The sequence below is a fragment of the Candidatus Limnocylindrales bacterium genome, assembly GCA_035559535.1.
In the GTDB taxonomy this organism is placed as follows: domain Bacteria; phylum Moduliflexota; class Moduliflexia; order Moduliflexales; family JAUQPW01; genus JAUQPW01.
The window spans coordinates 129,256-145,724 of sequence record DATMBG010000012.1; the positions used below are offsets into that span (position 1 = coordinate 129,256).

Annotated in this window: 15 protein-coding genes; 6 read left to right on the top strand and 9 right to left on the bottom strand. The window is 45.3% G+C overall.

What is annotated here, in order from left to right:
• Nucleotides 1–6: 6 nt before the first annotated feature.
• The 4 genes from VNM22_03525 to VNM22_03540 form a co-directional block, all read right to left on the bottom strand.
• Complete coding sequence (locus VNM22_03525; protein ID HWP46210.1) at nucleotides 7–552, bottom strand: DUF4416 family protein; 546 nt, start codon at nucleotides 550–552, stop codon at nucleotides 7–9.
• A gap of 166 nt (nucleotides 553–718) precedes the next feature.
• Complete coding sequence (locus VNM22_03530; protein ID HWP46211.1) at nucleotides 719–1,549, bottom strand: arylamine N-acetyltransferase; 831 nt, start codon at nucleotides 1,547–1,549, stop codon at nucleotides 719–721.
• A 70-nt stretch (nucleotides 1,550–1,619) separates the two neighbouring features.
• A complete protein-coding gene (locus VNM22_03535) occupies nucleotides 1,620–2,378 on the bottom strand; it encodes an alpha/beta fold hydrolase (protein HWP46212.1) in 759 nt (252 codons plus the stop codon).
• Between the two features lie 357 nt (nucleotides 2,379–2,735).
• Nucleotides 2,736–3,674: an amidohydrolase family protein gene (locus VNM22_03540; protein ID HWP46213.1), complete on the bottom strand. Its 939-nt coding sequence runs from the start codon at nucleotides 3,672–3,674 to the stop codon at nucleotides 2,736–2,738.
• A gap of 384 nt (nucleotides 3,675–4,058) precedes the next feature.
• Between VNM22_03540 and VNM22_03545 the strand changes: the two genes are divergently transcribed.
• The gene (locus VNM22_03545; protein ID HWP46214.1) at nucleotides 4,059–4,928 is read left to right on the top strand and encodes a CoA ester lyase; all 870 of its coding nucleotides are present in this window, start codon (nucleotides 4,059–4,061) and stop codon (nucleotides 4,926–4,928) included.
• 156 nt (nucleotides 4,929–5,084) lie between these two features.
• Here VNM22_03545 and VNM22_03550 read toward each other — a convergent pair whose 3' ends face one another.
• On the bottom strand, nucleotides 5,085–5,972 hold the full coding sequence (locus VNM22_03550) for an alpha/beta hydrolase (protein ID HWP46215.1): 888 nt from the start codon (nucleotides 5,970–5,972) through the stop codon (nucleotides 5,085–5,087).
• 317 nt (nucleotides 5,973–6,289) lie between these two features.
• Here VNM22_03550 and VNM22_03555 point away from each other — a divergent pair, with 317 nt between their 5' ends.
• The gene (locus tag VNM22_03555) at nucleotides 6,290–6,499 is read left to right on the top strand and encodes a hypothetical protein (GenBank protein ID HWP46216.1); all 210 of its coding nucleotides are present in this window, start codon (nucleotides 6,290–6,292) and stop codon (nucleotides 6,497–6,499) included.
• A gap of 262 nt (nucleotides 6,500–6,761) precedes the next feature.
• On the opposite strand, the gene VNM22_03560 is transcribed toward VNM22_03555, so the two are convergent.
• The 3 genes from VNM22_03560 to VNM22_03570 all read right to left on the bottom strand — a co-directional run bounded on the left by VNM22_03560 (nucleotide 6,762) and on the right by VNM22_03570 (nucleotide 9,871).
• A complete protein-coding gene (locus VNM22_03560) occupies nucleotides 6,762–8,255 on the bottom strand; it encodes a tripartite tricarboxylate transporter permease (protein HWP46217.1) in 1,494 nt (497 codons plus the stop codon).
• Between the two features lie 97 nt (nucleotides 8,256–8,352).
• Nucleotides 8,353–8,853: a tripartite tricarboxylate transporter TctB family protein gene (locus VNM22_03565; GenBank protein ID HWP46218.1), complete on the bottom strand. Its 501-nt coding sequence runs from the start codon at nucleotides 8,851–8,853 to the stop codon at nucleotides 8,353–8,355.
• Nucleotides 8,854–8,896: 43 nt separating this feature from the next.
• Nucleotides 8,897–9,871: a tripartite tricarboxylate transporter substrate binding protein gene (locus VNM22_03570; GenBank protein HWP46219.1), complete on the bottom strand. Its 975-nt coding sequence runs from the start codon at nucleotides 9,869–9,871 to the stop codon at nucleotides 8,897–8,899.
• 554 nt (nucleotides 9,872–10,425) lie between these two features.
• On the opposite strand from VNM22_03570, the gene VNM22_03575 reads away from it, so the two are divergent.
• The 4 genes from VNM22_03575 to VNM22_03590 all read left to right on the top strand — a co-directional run bounded on the left by VNM22_03575 (nucleotide 10,426) and on the right by VNM22_03590 (nucleotide 15,906).
• Nucleotides 10,426–10,854, top strand: coding sequence for a hypothetical protein (locus VNM22_03575; protein HWP46220.1), 429 nt, complete (start codon nucleotides 10,426–10,428; stop codon nucleotides 10,852–10,854).
• Complete coding sequence (locus VNM22_03580; GenBank protein HWP46221.1) at nucleotides 10,851–13,139, top strand: TaqI-like C-terminal specificity domain-containing protein; 2,289 nt, start codon at nucleotides 10,851–10,853, stop codon at nucleotides 13,137–13,139. Before VNM22_03575 ends, VNM22_03580 begins: the two co-directional genes overlap by 4 nt.
• A gap of 424 nt (nucleotides 13,140–13,563) precedes the next feature.
• The gene (locus VNM22_03585; GenBank protein HWP46222.1) at nucleotides 13,564–14,907 is read left to right on the top strand and encodes an extracellular solute-binding protein; all 1,344 of its coding nucleotides are present in this window, start codon (nucleotides 13,564–13,566) and stop codon (nucleotides 14,905–14,907) included.
• A gap of 120 nt (nucleotides 14,908–15,027) precedes the next feature.
• Complete coding sequence (locus VNM22_03590) at nucleotides 15,028–15,906, top strand: hypothetical protein (protein ID HWP46223.1); 879 nt, start codon at nucleotides 15,028–15,030, stop codon at nucleotides 15,904–15,906.
• A 20-nt stretch (nucleotides 15,907–15,926) separates the two neighbouring features.
• Here VNM22_03590 and VNM22_03595 read toward each other — a convergent pair whose 3' ends face one another.
• A complete protein-coding gene (locus VNM22_03595) occupies nucleotides 15,927–16,337 on the bottom strand; it encodes a DUF983 domain-containing protein (protein HWP46224.1) in 411 nt (136 codons plus the stop codon).
• Nucleotides 16,338–16,469 lie beyond the last annotated feature (132 nt).

Genomic DNA, 16,469 nt, shown 5'->3' on the forward strand with positions numbered 1-16,469 from the left:
TTGCCATCAAAGTTCGGAAAACCTTTCCACAGCCAGTCGCTCGCGCTTGTAAAGGTCTCTCATTTTGATGAGAAAATGATCATAAAGCCCGAGTTTAAAATCCGGAAAGCTCCATTCAAAGGAAAGAAATTGCCCTTTGTAATAGTAGAGGGTGATATCCGCATAAACCCCTTGGGACAAGTAAATTTTCTGACCACCGAATTTCCATGAAGCCAGAACCACCTTATGATAATCCAGATAACCCGGATCGAGGTTAATTAATCGTTTCCCCTCCTGTCGAAATTGGTCTTCAACCTGGGTGGTAAAATGTTTAACCTCTACGATGCAATCGGGAGAAATAAGCCTGGAGAAAGAAAGGAAAAAGCGCTGAAGACCGGTTCCCATTTCGGCTTCGTAGTAATCTGTTATAGTAAAAGGCACACCAGGACTGGAAAAGTCAAGGGGACCGTATTGAGTTTGAAGAATCGAAGAGACTGGCTGAACCAGCGCAGGCTGCCCGGTGAGGATGGCGATAAAAAGCTTGACCGGATGGGGGGGTTGTACGGTTGCCATGATTTTTAATGAAGTCGTCCATGTCCGTTAGGGTGAAGATAGGTTTAAAAACCCTATATGGCTCACCCCTACTTCGATCCCTCTTCCAGACTGTGGGAAAAAAGAGAAGGTAAGAGGTGAAGAGGGATTAAGGGCTGGAACCTAAGTTTTTAGGAGCCCTAATAAATTACGGACTACGAACAACGGATAATCTTTGCTGTTTCACGATCTGTTGAGCTTCTAGAATAATCTCCTCAGGAATTCCAAAAATTTCAGAGATAGCCCGAGCATAATCCGATCGAATCTTCCGCTGATTACGCTGGCCCTCTGAGGTGACTTGTAAATAATTATCTCGCAGGTAAAGTTGAGTTTCATGGGTTACCCGGGTCACAAGCAGTGAATTCATCATATTCCAGGAAAAGGACTTGAGCCAGTGTTCTCGAAACTCTTCTACACTTACCGGTCGATCTTTGAGAGTATAACGCCACTTTTTCACCGATTTATTCAACGTATAAACCCGATAACCGGAGACGGTACCTATCAAGTTCCCAGCTTCGAGTCTCTCGAGCTGGATAAAGTTCATAGGAAATTTATGTACAGCTACAGGTTCATGGGTCAGAGGAAGAGGTCTGGAAAGTAGAAAACCTGGATCTACAAGAAATTTTTGCCTTTGGAGGAGAACGATTAAGGCACAGTGGGTATCTGGTCCGTAACTTCGATCTGCCATAACCGGATAGCAATCAAACCCACATCCTTCGAGGATTTGCCAGAGGGTAAAGGTCAGAGAAAAACAAGTACCTCCCGTTCCATATCGGATATGATCTTCAATAACCTCATCGGGCATCCGGAGTTTACTTGTAGGATCTCCTGTGCGATAGTTTTTAAGGATCTTTGTCAGATTTTCATAGGGAAGCTGAGCAAATGCATAGACCAATTGGGACAAATACTCAAGATCCGGTCGTCTTGATCTCAGATCAAAATGGGTTAAGAACCGTTGAGTTACAGACTGGTAAGACATCACATTCTCCTCTATTTAATCTTAAAAAGATAAGGCTACCCTGTCAAGGGAAGGCAAGCTTCGACCGATTCTACGGCCCAAGTCTTTGCTCCAGCCAGGCAAAAATATCCTCTTGAGCCTCTGGATTCCCGTACAAAATAGCAATTCCATGGGCTTTTCCCCGATAGATTTTGGTCTCCTTAGGATCTTCTGTCATATTGGCGAGGCCTTCGGCAGCGACAGAGCTGGCTCCTTGACCATCCCCCAGTGTGGCCATAAACAGAATGGATTTAGGGTTAAATTTTTTAACTTCGACGCCGATGAGCCTGTCAATCCCAGGGGATAAAGCAACTGCTGCACGGATCTCCTTAAAAGTACCTGCGCTCACAAAGGCCACATTGGCTCCCAAATCCCCGCCGATGATTCCTATTTTCTTACCTTCGATCTGAGGCTGCGTTTTCAACCATTTAATGGCTGCCTTGATATCCCATACCATGTTTCCGGCTTCCTGTTGTAGAAAATCAGGGGCCTTTGCGTTCAGAACTGTTTTTCCCTTTGAAATACTCTTTCCATGACCTCGCAAATCAATGGCCAGAACGGCATATCCTTTTTCCAAAAAGGCCGGTGTAAAAGCATCCCATTGGACGCGGCTTCCACCGAAATGGTGGACTAAAATAAGGGGTATTTTTTTCCCTTTCTTTTCCCCGGCAGGGACGGTCCAAGAAGCCGAAATTTTCACCTCATCATCGGTTGTAAACCAGACCTCAATACTTCCTGGAAGATCTGCCCAGGCACCGGAGAACGACAAAATCCAGAACAGACTAAAGAATAAAACTAAAATTTTTCTCATAAAGACTCATTCTCATATCCCTCACCCTTCCCTCTAACCCTTTCTTCATATTACTAAGGAGGAATGAGAAGGGAGGACAAGCTTTGAATAAGACATTCCCGGGGAATAGGAAAGTTCCCGGAGTTGGTACGCTTTTATTTTTTTCTATTTTTAGGGCCTGAAGGGTTTTGAGGCTAAATGACCCCAAGTATGGAGTAGTACACTGTTTACTTAATTTTGACCTCATAGGGCTACTTTCACTCCCCAGCTCCCCTCTCCCGTCGCTACGGGAGAAGGGCCGGGGGTGATGGTCACTTAAACATTAAGCAAAATTAAAGTAACAAAGCAGTAGGAGCGATGACCTGACAACAAAAAATTTTAAATTTTTAAGATTTCCCGTGCATTTTCATAAAGAATCCTTTTTCTGAGCGCAAGATCCTTTCCCGTTGCATCCCAAACAGCCTTCAAAGGATGGATAGGATCCCACAGGGGCCAGTCGCTCCCGAATAAAATTTTATCACCACCTACCGATTCAATAGCCTGTCGGATATGGGCGGTGGGCTGTCCACTGGTTTCCAGATAAATATTTTGATACCGCTGAGCCAATCGGATAGCCTGCCTGTACTGGGAAATTCCCATATGGCCTAAAATAAAGGTGGTTTGGGGAAACATAGGGAAGATACTTTCAAAGTTTTCCAGGTTAGAAGGAATCTGCTCAGGATGAGACTCGGTACCCTTCGTTCCGGTATGAAAAATAATAGGTAGAGAATACCGGGAAGCTTCTTCACAAATCTCCAAACAAATTGGATCGGAGGGCTTGAAACGTTGTAAATTCGGATGCAGTTTAAGTCCCCGGGCTCCTTGTATCAGATAGTATTTGAGACGATCTTTCGCCTTTGGATCTCGGGGATCCACCGAACAGAAGGGGATTATTTCTCGATATTTCCCGCATACCCGGATCAACTCCAGAACCGAAGTCTCCTCTTTTTCAGAGGTATATTCAATGGGAAGAGCGACACTTTGATAAATCCCATATTTCTTCATACTCTTTTGTAAATTGGGAATTGTGGCGCCCTGAATCATTTTTCTTTTCCAATAAAGGACCCGAAGACCGTGCTTCAGATAGTTGAACGAAAAAGGCTGGAGGCGATTTCGATAAAACAGTTCTCTGGGATTAATCATATCCGGTGAAGTTATCATTAAAGAAGGAGGAGAGCCGGTTTCGGCCTCCAGGTCAACTCGGGTTTTCATAGGAAAAATATTCCCCAGATGGGTATGAAAATCGATGATGGGAATTTCTAGAAGACTTGTGAACATATTTCACAGAATAAACGAAAGAGAGTTATCAATCAAGGAAATTATATTGACTCAGGTCTTTTTATCTTATAACTTGAAGGAGTATTCACAGGTTTCTCAAAATCCACAGAAGGTTTAAGTGCAGGCCCGGTGTACCGTGCCCCTTACCTGGAAGAAAATGGTGGTGTTATTTTCTCATGAGACCAATATTCCACACTACGGATAAGATACCGCCGTGTTCCTATAGCTTTACAACCACCGAAGTGGTATTGGGTGGGTTTAGGAAGGAAGAAATTACCTTGATACTGTGTTCATGGGAAATGACTTATAACCATGTTCCATTGGAAAACTTTATGGAGTTCCCTTATTTGAACCCATTGAAAGTATAATTTCAGGAGGTGTTACGTGAATATCAATGAACATCCTGTCCGACCCCGGCGCAGTTTATTATTTGTTCCGGGTCTCCGACCTGATCGTTTTCCCAAGGCTCTGGATTCTGGTGCAGATATGGTTTGCGTGGATTTAGAAGATGCAGTTGCTTTAGATCGAAAAGCAGAAGCCCGGGCTCTTACCCTACCTTTATTTCGGAACCCAACCCATAGCCATGTGGAGCAACTGGTTCGGATCAACAGCCTCAGTACTATCAATGGGCTGAAAGATATTCAGGCCATTACGGAGAGTGACACTCCCCCTCCTGCTCTTATGATTCCTAAAGTTAAATCTGCAGAAGAAATTCAACTTCTGGAAGAGCTGTTGAGTGGTCCCTGTAAGCATATCCGATTCCACGTGATCATCGAAACCAATCAAGGCTTAAAGAGGGTCCATGAAATTGCCCAGGCATCCCCTCGGGTTGACTCCTTAATTCTCGGTGCGGTGGACATGTCGGCAGATTTACGTTGCTCAAAAACCTGGGAAGCTCTGCTTTATACCCGCTCCCGTATGGTCCATGCTGCCGCAAGTGCCGGCATTGATCTTCTGGATGTACCTTATTTAAACCTCGAAGATGAAGCCGGTCTACGTCAGGAAGCTACCGCCAGTGCCAGTCTCGGTTTTACCGGTAAAGCTGCCATTCACCCCAAACAACTGGCTATTATCCACGAGGCGTTTTCTCCAAGTGAAGCCCTGATAGCCCGGGCTCGAAAAATCATTGAAGCTTTTAACAAAAACCCCGAGGGTCTTCTGGTTGTAGAGGGTGAACTGATCGAGCTACCTGTTATCCGATCCATGTATCGGATACTTGCCATTGCAGAGCGGATTTCCAGGAAATCAACCTGATCGGCCCCAAGAGCTCTGTTTGAGGATAGGGTTTTCCCGGAACAGGAGGAAAGGGTTAGAATAAAGAGCTACTCTTGTATAAGAAAGAGCCCTGGAAGGCCACCCCGATACTTATTTTCTTAGTAGGGCGAGACATCGCTTCGCCCTACTTGGGGGTCATGTCCGCAGGCCCGAGAAAAAAGAAATAATCTCTCGATTTGCCAGTTCGGGTTGTTCGTAGTGTACGAAATGCCCGGCCTCTTCAGCAGGGTCAAAGCGATAATTCATAAAGTAATCTCCAAGACGATCGGCCCATTCCACTTTAAGCACTTTATCACTGACCCCCCAAAGTACCCGGGTTGGAGTCTCGATTTTCGGTAGTTTGGGTGGGCCATGGCGGATAATCTCTGTTCTGGCTTTATGGGCACTGATATACCAGTTGAATCCACCCTGGAGGTTACCCGGTCTCATAAAGTTATCGATCCAGGCATCGAAGTCTTCATCAAAGGAACCAGCTTTATGGGCCCAATGATCCAGGAAGTGGCGAAAGTAGATTTCGCAGGTTTGTCTGCTGAAACCGACTAAAGAAGCTGCCCAGGGTTGTTGATGGAAGGATTGATACCAGATTTCTTTGAGATGATCTGGATCCGCCCAACGCTGGCCGATTCCCGGATAAGGGCAGTTGAAAAAGAATAGCCCCAGGAGACGGTTCGAATATTTCCGGGCAAAAGCCTGAGCCACATAAGCGCCCACGTCGTGGCTGACAATTCCGAATTTATCTAAACCCAGGGCATCCGCCAACCCCTGCAGGTCTTCAACTAAAACTTCCAGTCCATAAAGATTGAGGTTTCGCACATCCGGTTTCTCGGTATCTCCAAATCCCCGTAAATCTGGAACGATTACATCAAAATGCTCTGCCAGGGGTAAGATGTTCTTCCGCCAGGTTAACCAGAATTCTGGCCAGCCATGCAGAAGCACAAGGGAGATCCCTGAACCGTGGCGAACATAGTGAATTTTAATGCCGTTTGCCTGAATATAATGGTGGTTCCAGGCGGATTCTCTCATGGTTAATCTCCTTTTTTTATTTATTGTTTTTTACTGTAAATATCATCCTCTTTACCCACTCCTTTCTTCAAGGATGAAGGATAGACCAAAGAGGGTCAAGGGAAAATTCAGGGAAAAGGAGGTTTTTCTTGGGATGGGTGGAGCTATTTGACCCCTTAATATTTCTCTTCTCCATACCGGCTTAGGGTTATGAAATACTTCAAATATAGTGATTTTTTATAATGACATGGCTAAGGTTCAGAAGTATTTTACAGAATAACAAAAATGGAAGAAGGTAGTAAGGATACTCAACCAAATACTAGATAGAAAGGACTCATATGTTTAGTAATGAAGAATTTGAAAACCAAATAAAACTATATCAGGAGTGGTGTGAAGAGCGTAACATTACAGAGGAAGAACAGGATATGATCTGGAACACGATGGCGATGATTTGCTTCAGGCATATTGTAAATAAACAAGGTGCATTTTACGAAGCTGTTAAGAACTTATTACCAGAAAATGAGGAAGATGACTTTGCTTCGCCCTAATCGCACTTCTGAGGTCTTGAAGGTTTTCGATCTGCATGGGAGCGGAACGTCATCCGAAAGGAAAAGTATCTGGATGACCGGCAGGCACCTGGGCTATGGCCTTACGGCATAATTCCTATAAGGGAAAAGAGCAAGTTTTAAGCCAGTTTCTGATACCCATTTACCTTTCATGAAATGGGGGCAGGTTTCAAACCTGCCCTCACATGGAAACTCTGGGATGGCTCATGGGTATGAGATAGCGAAGGGGTATGGAGGGAAGATTTTAGCCTTCCGAAGGTTTTCTCTGGAGTAAGGATATAAACAGGGGGAACAGCCAAACGAGGATGGTGAGAACTCCCAGGATGGCACTGATGGGGCGGGAGAAGAAGAGGGTTAAGTCCCATCCGGTTTTAATCATGCTGATCATAAAGTTTTGTTCGACTATCGGGCCCAGGACCAAACCGAGAACCACCGGTGCTACGGGGATTCCATTAGCCTCCAGGAAATATCCCACAAGTCCCATAACCAACATAACTCCCACATCAAACAGGCTATTATTAATGGCAAAAGAACCTACAATAGAGAACAACAAGATCAGGGGCATCAAAATATTTCGGGAAGCCCGGAGCATCTGGCTGCTGAATTTTATGGCCAGGTATCCAAAGGGGATCATGAGGAGGTTGGCCAGGATGAAAGTAATATAAACTGCGTAGATGATCTCCGGTTGCCTTTCAAAGATCGTGGGACCCGGGCGAAAACCCTTCATGAAGAGAACGCCGATGACGATGGCGGTGATAGAATCCCCTGGAATTCCAAAGACGAGGGCAGGGACCCAGGCTCCTGCCAGGCAGGAATTATTAGCGGTTCCCGCATCGATGATCGGTTCAATATGTCCTTTCCCGAACTTCTCCGGCTCTTTGGAGAACTTTTGGCTGACCGCATAGGCAATCCAGGCTGCAATATCCGCCCCGGCTCCAGGGAGAATCCCGATAAAAGTACCGATCAATCCAGAACGGATCGTGTTTATTTTATATTTCTTTAAAAGCGTCCCCATCCCTTTGAAAATACCTTTCACTTTAACTCTTACAATGGGATAGTCTATTTCCCCCTGAAGGACATTTCGAATGACTTCGGAAACTCCAAAGAGGCCGATCATGGCCGGAATGAAGTTGACTCCGTTGAGGAGTTCCACATTACCGAAGGTAAAACGGGGATAACCTAACGTGATATCTACTCCGACGGTGGAGAGAAAAAGGCCGAGAAGGAGAGCTATGGCCCCCTTTAACTGAGATCCTCGGGAAACCATGACGCTGGCGCTCAGTCCCAGAACACCTAACCAGAAGTACTCATAGGAGGTGAAGTTAAGGGCAAATTCGGCCAGGAGCGGGGCAGCGATCATGAGGATGAAAGCCCCTATTAATCCCCCAATGACGGAAAATACGACATCTGCCCCGAGAACCTGCTCCGCTTTCCCCTGTTTAGTAAGCTCATAGGAGTCGTCTGTATAAGCCGCTGAAGAAGGGGTTCCCGGCATACGAACCAGTGCCGCCGGAATATCCCCGGCAAAAATAGCCATCGCTTCCATAGTGACAATCGCTCCCAGGGCAGGAACTGGATCCATGAAGAAGGTGAAGGGAATCAGAAGCGCAGTAGCCATAGTGGCCGTAAGACCCGGCATCGCTCCGATGAACAGACCGTAAACAGCCGAAAGTATCATGACCATGAGAACATAAGGACTTGATAATAACAAAAGCGCTTGAAGAATATGGTCAAGCATAATTCACATCATTTAATGGTAAATTGCAAATCGTAAATGAGGGGTTACCCACCAACAATAGATCTTCAATATACAATTTGCAATTTTCGGTTGTGTCCTACCAGCCTAAAAGGCCCCATGGGAGAGGAACTCTGAGGATCTTGGCAAATAGTATGTAAACCCCAACTGTCGATAAAAGGGAAACAATGCTGCTTTTCCAGATCGGAACTTTTAACTTTATCATCAATAAAGTTAGAAGAAGGAATCCTGTAATGAGAAATCCCAGGATCTCAACGAAAAAAATGTAAAACGCAATGGCTGCAACCACACAAAGGGCATTGAGGAAACCTTGAGGAGAATAAGTTCTCTGCAACGGCAGGTCTTTGCCTTTATCTTGAGATGAGGCAAGAGGGTCTGTCCCCGAACGGCTTCGGGCTCTCAAGCTTTGGATCAAGAGAAAAGCTCCAAAAGCAATAAATAATCCGGCTAAGATGCCGGGAAACAGAGCCGGACCCGGGTGTCCGTCATCCAATCTGGGAAAGTCTCGAATAAGGAAGAAAACAACACCTCCCCAAAGTATGGTTCCTATCCCAATCAAGATATTATTGTTAGCACCCATACCTCAGCACCCATAAAAGAAGTATGATAGGGACATGGCCTCTTTACTTTATAATCCCTACGTCTTTCATAAGCTGGCCCATAGTTTTGTCCTGTTCGACAAGGAAAGGACCAAACTCACGGGCAGGTTTAAAGAGAATACCAAAACCGTTCTTGTTCATGAAATCGATAAATTCTTTATCCTGTACAATTTTCTCCAGGGACTTTTCCAGTACAGCCACGATCTCATCGGGAGTATCCTTTGGGACCATAATTCCTCTCCAGGCACCGATGGACCAATCAATCCCTTGTTCCTTCAACGTTGGCACATCGGGAAACGTGGGATTACGCGTTTCAGCCATAACCGCAAGGGCTTTAACTTTTCCAGCATCAATCAACGAGGCGGCCTCTGGGAGGCTACAGGGAACGACATCCACGCCTCCGGCGACCAACTCTTGTAAACCTGTAGCAGCACCGGTACTGGGAACCCACTGGACAGCATCCACTGGCAGCCCCATGGCTTTTTGCCACCCGGCCCTGGCCAAATCCCATATCCCACCTTTACCGGTCCCGGAAGCTTTCAACTTGCCCGGATTATTTTTGATGTATTCTCCCAACTCCTGGACACTTTTCCAGGGAGCATCAGCCCGTACGTTGATCGCCGCCGGATCGATATTCAGCAAGGCAACGGCTTTAAAGTCTTTATAGGTAACCTGGGCGAGGCCCATCCAATGCATCATGGTAAGCTCTGAAGTTACCATGGTGAGGGTGTAGCCATCAGGCCGAGCCGTAGCCCCTGCTGTGTGCCCTACGGCACCTCCTCCTCCCGTTCGATTGACCACCGTGACAGGCTGACCTAATTCCTTTTCCAGAAGAACGGCGATCATCCTGGCAACTCGGTCGGTTCCTCCTCCGGCAGCCCACGGGCAAATTAACGTGATAGGTCTCTCGGGATATGCCGCAAACGTGAATGGAACAGTAAGTATAAAACTTATGAGAAAAATAATCCAGAAAAACCAAATTTGTTTGATTTTTGTCATAAGCATCTCTCCTCAGTCTTAGTATTTTTTCTTCCCTTTTTTGAATCTCCTTACCGCGGTTTTGGTTCTGAGACTTAAGCTATCTAATAGCAACATCCCTCCAAACTGTCAAGGCTATAAGAATCCGGTATCTGATCTGTATCCATTTAGTATGGGGAAGAGGATATTCCCCCCCTGGCCCTCATACGCACCGGGTTAAACTGAAGAGTCCGGTCAGGGGCGAACTGTCGGTAGCCCCCAACACAAGTCGGAGGTTTCAGTCATTCAGAATTTTTTCAAGCTCAAACAGGTCACCCCGCTAGGGCTAACCTTCTTATCCTGGCGCGTAGGTCCTTGAGTGGGAGACTTCAGTAAGAACAATCCCTCCCCCCCCCTAACCTCTCTCCCAAGTTGGGGTTAGGGGCATAGGTGCCAGAATAAGAAGGTTGGCTCCAGCGGGGTAACCTGGGGATAGCCTCTGGTACTCATTGCTCTTTATCTATTGACAGAGAGGACCCTCCCCTTTTAAAATTTATTTTTAGTTTCTCTTAAAAAACGTTGAGGTACCTTGGATTATGTTACTTACATCACAAACCCCAATCATCATAAAGTTAACTAACCGAGAGACCTTGAGCGGTCTCTTTTTAAAACTGGATGAAAATAGTCTTTATATTCGGGATCAGGGACAGATCCGGGCTATTCCTTTCCTGGATATTCAGTATGGCTATCTTGTTCAAGAGCAAGAACTCGTCCAGAGAGCCCTTCGCCATATGAAGAACCTGGAAGGGGTTGATTTCAAACCCGGTAGCCTCAAAGTTCCCGACGGCTTTCTTCAAGATGCTATTATAAAGGGTTACCCCATTGGATTAACAACCCTGGATGGAACGGTCATCTCAGGGAAACTCCTTCAGTTCGATCCCCTCTGTCTCTTTTTGGAATTACGTAAGGGTGGTAAAATTTGGGTTTTCCGTTGCGCGCTCACGAGCTTTTATAAAATTTTATGAATCTTAAATCCCTGCGATCCCTGGTTCAGACTTGTAAAGGGTACCTGGAAGAAGATTTGAGCCGTCAGTTGGTAGGAACATGGAAAGATAGAGACCAGCAGATGCAGAGACGCAGGGACCCGGAGACATGGAACCATGCAAAGGGACTAATTCTTCCTTTGGCTCCGGAAGATTCCTGCCGGGCGGTCGACCCGGCTGTTAAGACCTATGTGAAGGAACTTGCCCTGAGTTTTTTCCTTCAGCAGGTTATCTCCCATGTTTGGGAACAGATTTCTCTATCTCCGGGTTCCTGTATTTCTACCGTTTTGCCTTCTTCAATTACTCCTTCTGAGTCTACCTTAAAAAAGGTTCAGACCTGTCTGAGAGAAGGAATCTCATCTGCCGATTGGCATCTTCCGGATATATTGGGCTGGATTTATCAATTCTTCATGGAGGAGACTGAGGAACAGATCCAAAAAGGCCAGTTTTATACCTATCCCTGGATAGGGAGTTATCTGGTCGAAAAAACTTTGAAAACTTTTTGGGAAGAAATCAAAGCGGGGCAACGGGATTTGAAGCGGGTTAAGGAAATCAAACTTTTAGATCCTGCTTGTGGTTGTGGAAGTTTGTTAATTCAAGCTTTTGAGGTATTTTATCAAATGTATCAAGAGGAAGGGGAAATTTCTGAAGGGGAGATACCTCGATATATTTTAAAGTACAATCTCTATGGAATCGACATAGATCCACTGGCCTGTCAATTGGCAACCCTGAACCTTTACCTCAAAGCTAAAGAAAAAGATCCTGGGTTTTCCATGGAGACCCTCCCTATCCTTTGTGCGGATACTTTACTGGGAGAAGAGAGTCGGAGGGGAAGAATCCCTGAAATCGCCTATCAGATTGGAAGTTATATCCATCAACTTTGCCAGGACTTTTCCTTTTCTACCCTTTGTTTCTCCCCCCCTCCCCTGCTCGCGGGGGAGCCCTCCCGTGGACGGGGGGAAGGGGGGCTTCTACCGCAGATCCGGGGCAACGGACTACAGACCACGGATAGTGACCCACATGCTTTTTTCCGGCAGCGTTATGAGTGTATTGTTGGAAATCCTCCCTATGTGGTTATCAATCAGCTCAAAACTCCACCGGAGGTGGTTGCCAGATATAAACGGTATCGGTCTGCAACTTTCAAGATCAACACCTTTGCCCTCTTCCTCGAACGGGGAATCGAACTTTTAGCTCCCAAGGGGCTCCTCAGCTATGTGGTCCCAAATACCCTATTCACCCAGGTTTACTTTGAAGCGTTGAGAAAATATCTTCTGGAGAAGACCCGAATTCTAGAAATCATGGATACCAAAGGTCTTTTTCAAAATGCCTTTGTAGAGAATTGTATTATTTCCCTGGAGCGAGAATCTCAAGAAGAACAGAGGAAAAATCAGGAAGTCCAGATCAAAGTCCCTCCTGCTGAGAATTTACGAATCCTCCAAGGTCCTGGAAACCCTGTTTTTTCCTGTTACCAGACCCACACGATTCGGCAGAGTCAATTCTATAGGACTCCCGGTGCCCTGTTCAACATCTATCTTAAAGGTGCGGAGATTCAACTCATGGATAAAATCGAAGCCGGATGCTGGGCTCTGGGAGAAATCTGCGAAAGCCATGATGGGATCAATCCGGGAAATGTAAAACGAAAGTTGATTTCTACCCGGAAACTAACCGAACATCATAAAAAGGTTTTAAATGGAAAGGATATCTGGCGATATGGGCTTCGGTGGAGCGGCCTGTACATTTGGTATGATCGGCGTATTCTGGAACCTGGAGATAATATGCGATGGGGATCTGAGAGGGCTTTAAAGTCTGCAAAAATTCTTACCCGGCAAACAGCCGATCGAATCATCGGAACTTTCGATGAAGGGATCTATTATGTTACAAATACCATTCACACCACCATTCTTCGAGAAGGGGTTCAGGGAGTTGATCTGAAATACATCCTGGCCCTGTTGAACTCCAAACTTCTTTCTTTCTACTATCGAAAATTGATTCCAGAAACCGGCCAGCTTTTTTCCCAGGTTAAGCTGGTTCATCTCAGAAAGTTACCTATCAAAAAGGTAGAACTCCAGGTTCAGAAGGAATTCGTAACGCTGGTAGACGCCCTTATGTCTGCCCATCAGGTTCCGATTAATCAGAGGAGTAGAGAAGAAATCCACCAGATTGACCTGTTGTTGGATCGGAAAGTTTATGAACTTTATGAATTAGAAGAAAGTGAAATTCAGCGCATAGAAGCAGCAGGGAAGATATCCCATAGCGAAGGGCAATAAAGCTAAAAGGGAAGAATTCAGCTATGGCCGATTTAGCAATACTGTTGTTAATCCCCCACACGAAAGCCACGAAGATCAGGAATATATCTGCCAGTAAGTGTTTTTTTCCCATACGACTGCCCATCCTTTATATAATAAGCCGCCCTTTGGCTTAAGGATGAAAATTTTATTAAAATTTCCTTGCCAGAAACTGGGATTTTTTAATAAAATCGAAGAATCTAAAGCATATCCATTCGTCATGAAAAGGAGGTATCCTTGCATAGGAACGAAATATGAAGTTCGTATAACTTATCTAATTTAATAGAGGAATATCATTACGAGGAGCGGAAGTGACAAAGTTATCTGTTTGAGAGAAATAAAATCCGGCAGATGAGGTTGTTTCTTTCGTCCCCTGTAATGTCCGGGATAAGAAGATTCCATTACCATGAAGGTGTTACAGAATGATCATCTAAATCAGGAAAAAGTCCCTCCGGCCTCTGAGGTCAGCCGAAGAGACTTTATTAAAATAACCGGTACGGCAGCTCTCAGTGTGACGCTGGCCGAGATTCTTTCCTCTAAGAAAGCTCCGGCTGCCCTCAAGGGAGGGAAACTTTATATCTTAAAAACTCCTAGTTTTGCTGTGGGAACCGATGAAGAATTGAAAAAACAGGCTGAGGAATGGGGAAAGCAGAACAGATATGAGATTACCATTGAAATGATTAATGGAAATGATCTCCAGGCCAAAACGGCGGCTTCTATCCAGAATAATACAGGCCCGGATATAATTGAAGTACTCCATAACTGGCCTCATCTCTATGCCAGTGGTTGCGTGGATGTCGATGACATTTGTGAAGAGCTGGGTCAGAAATTTGGGGGATTTTACGATCAAATTGTAGGTCACTGTAAGGTAGAAGGGCGATGGAAAGCAATTCCCAACGTTTTTATTAACAATGCCCAAACTTATCGGGTGGATTGGTTTGAAGAAATAGGTGTTAAAGAATTTCCAGATACCTGGGAAGAATATCATAAAGTTGGAAAAATCTTAAAAGCAAAGGGTCGGCCCTTCGGACAAACCTTTGGTCATACTTATGTAGATGGCTACTCCATTCACTATCCCTATTTGTGGAGTTTTGGTGCTAAAGAGGTAGAAGCTGATGGGAAAACCGTAGCTCTGGATAGTCCTGAGACGCTTCAAGCCGTAGAAATGGTCATTCAATTATGGAAAGATTGTTATGATGAAACCGGCTTGTCTTGGGATGATACCAGTAACAATCGGGCTTTTCTGGCCGAGCAAATTTCCTGTACGCTCAATGCCGCCAGTATTTATGTAGCGGCTAAAAAAGATAATCCGGAATTAGCTTCCAAAATTCGCCATGCAGCAAATCCCCGGGGTCCTGCCGGCAGGTTCCACTTCCACAATACCTTTGAATACGCCATCATGAAGTATTCCAAACAGGTCGATGCAGCTTTGGACTTGATTCGCTGGTTCATGGAACGAGAGAACTTTTATAAATGGTTATCCATCGGTGGGGGTTTCTATACCGCAGCAACCCGGGCGTATGAAAATGACCCCATGTGGGAACGGGATCCGATAGTCCTTCCTTATAGAGATTTAGCCCAGTATGGTCGATCTCCCGGGTATGCCGGTCCTCCCAGCCGGAAGGCTTCTGAAGTCCTCTCCAAATACATTATTACCGATATGTTTGCCTTTGCTATCCAGGGTTTAAAGTCTCCCCAGGATTCCATCAAGTGGGCCACGGAAGAATTACGGCGGATTTATGAAACTTAGCTTTATCCGTTGTCCATCGTCCATTGTTGTTGGTAAGAAACTTTATGACCGTCTTGGGGGAGACTTTAAAATACTCTGTGACCAACAAAGGACAAGGGATAAAGAATAAAGGACCATTTCGTGATAAGGTGGTTGTTTAGAGAGTTGGTTTTCTTTATCCTGGGTCTCATTAAGAATATAATCGTGACCCTGGTGCTTCTGGCAGTTCTTTTTGTGGGAATTAAGTACCTGGCAGGATATTTATTTCCTTCTAGCCTGGGGATCTTTTCCCGAGAAGTTCCTTCTTCGGTGAGTGGTCCACGATGGTGGGAGTTCTGGAAGAAAATTCCAGAATTGGGTCGATCCCCCGATAAGGAGGAGATGGATCCCCGGGCCGCCAGGGAAATAGCCAGAAATCTTCTGGAAAACGGTGAGTTTAAAAATCATTGGTCTAAGGGATGGCGTAAGGAAACCCAATTTGATCCAGAAGCTGTCATTCAAGCCGGAGTTAAGGATGGGATTTTATCTGTTACTTTTCAGTGTAAATTTTGTGCGCTCTCTCAGTCTGTTTCTGTAAATACCCTGAGAAATCTTTATTTTGATGGTAGGGTCAAGTTAAAGGGTAAGCGTCCAGATGGATTAGGAAGTGTCTTCAGTATGGCTGAGGTCGCTGTGGATATAGAGTTGTTCCATGGTAACACCCTGCTGGGCCGATTTTGGATTACGAACCGGCAACCTTCTGTCCTGGAGCAACTCCCTCTAAGAGGAATTCCTCGAACAGTCCAAAATCAAAAGCAGATACGGGTAATCTCCATCGAAGATCAGTGGCAACGGATTCATCTTAACCTTTACCAGGAAGCTTTAGATTATTTGGTTTTAGACCCTGATAAGGTAGATGGCGTGGTAGTGAGTTTGGTTACAAAAACCTCCGGTCAAGGAGCCAGTGCAGAGGCCTGGGTGGATTATCTGCGCCTTTATTATAAAGAGAATCCTCTTTCGGAGGATCGTAAGGATTCTTGAGGATAGAGAAACAGGGGGTATTAGAGATTCCATCGATCTCCAGAATTCGTAGAGGGGGGTAAAGTAGACTCCCCGGAAAAGACATCTATCAAATAATCCACAGATACCCAGATGGCTTTTGAATAAGGAAGAAACCAGAAACTAAAAAGTGCGGCCAGGGGAGCACAGATAGCGATGGAAAAAGTCGGCGACCAATCGGTAAACACCCAGACCGAAACAATAAGCAGAATGGCAAAGGCCTGGGTAATGGCTGCACTGACATACATACCGCCTATCATAGCTCCCCCTTCGCGGGAAAATTCCTGCTTGCAGATGGGGCAGACGATATTCATTTTAAATAGAGAGTGAAATATCTGTCCCTGCCCACAACGAGGACAATACTTGCGAAGCCCCCTCCAGAGAACTGTTTTTATAAATTGAGTTTTATTCATACCTCTAAAAATTAAGGGTAAAGTCATAAGCTTTACCCTTACTTTCCCTCTATTTAATAAAAATAGCTCCTGTTAATAAAAATAACTCCTGCCCAGGTCTTCACAAGGAGTTCTGTTTAGGATCTCTGAATT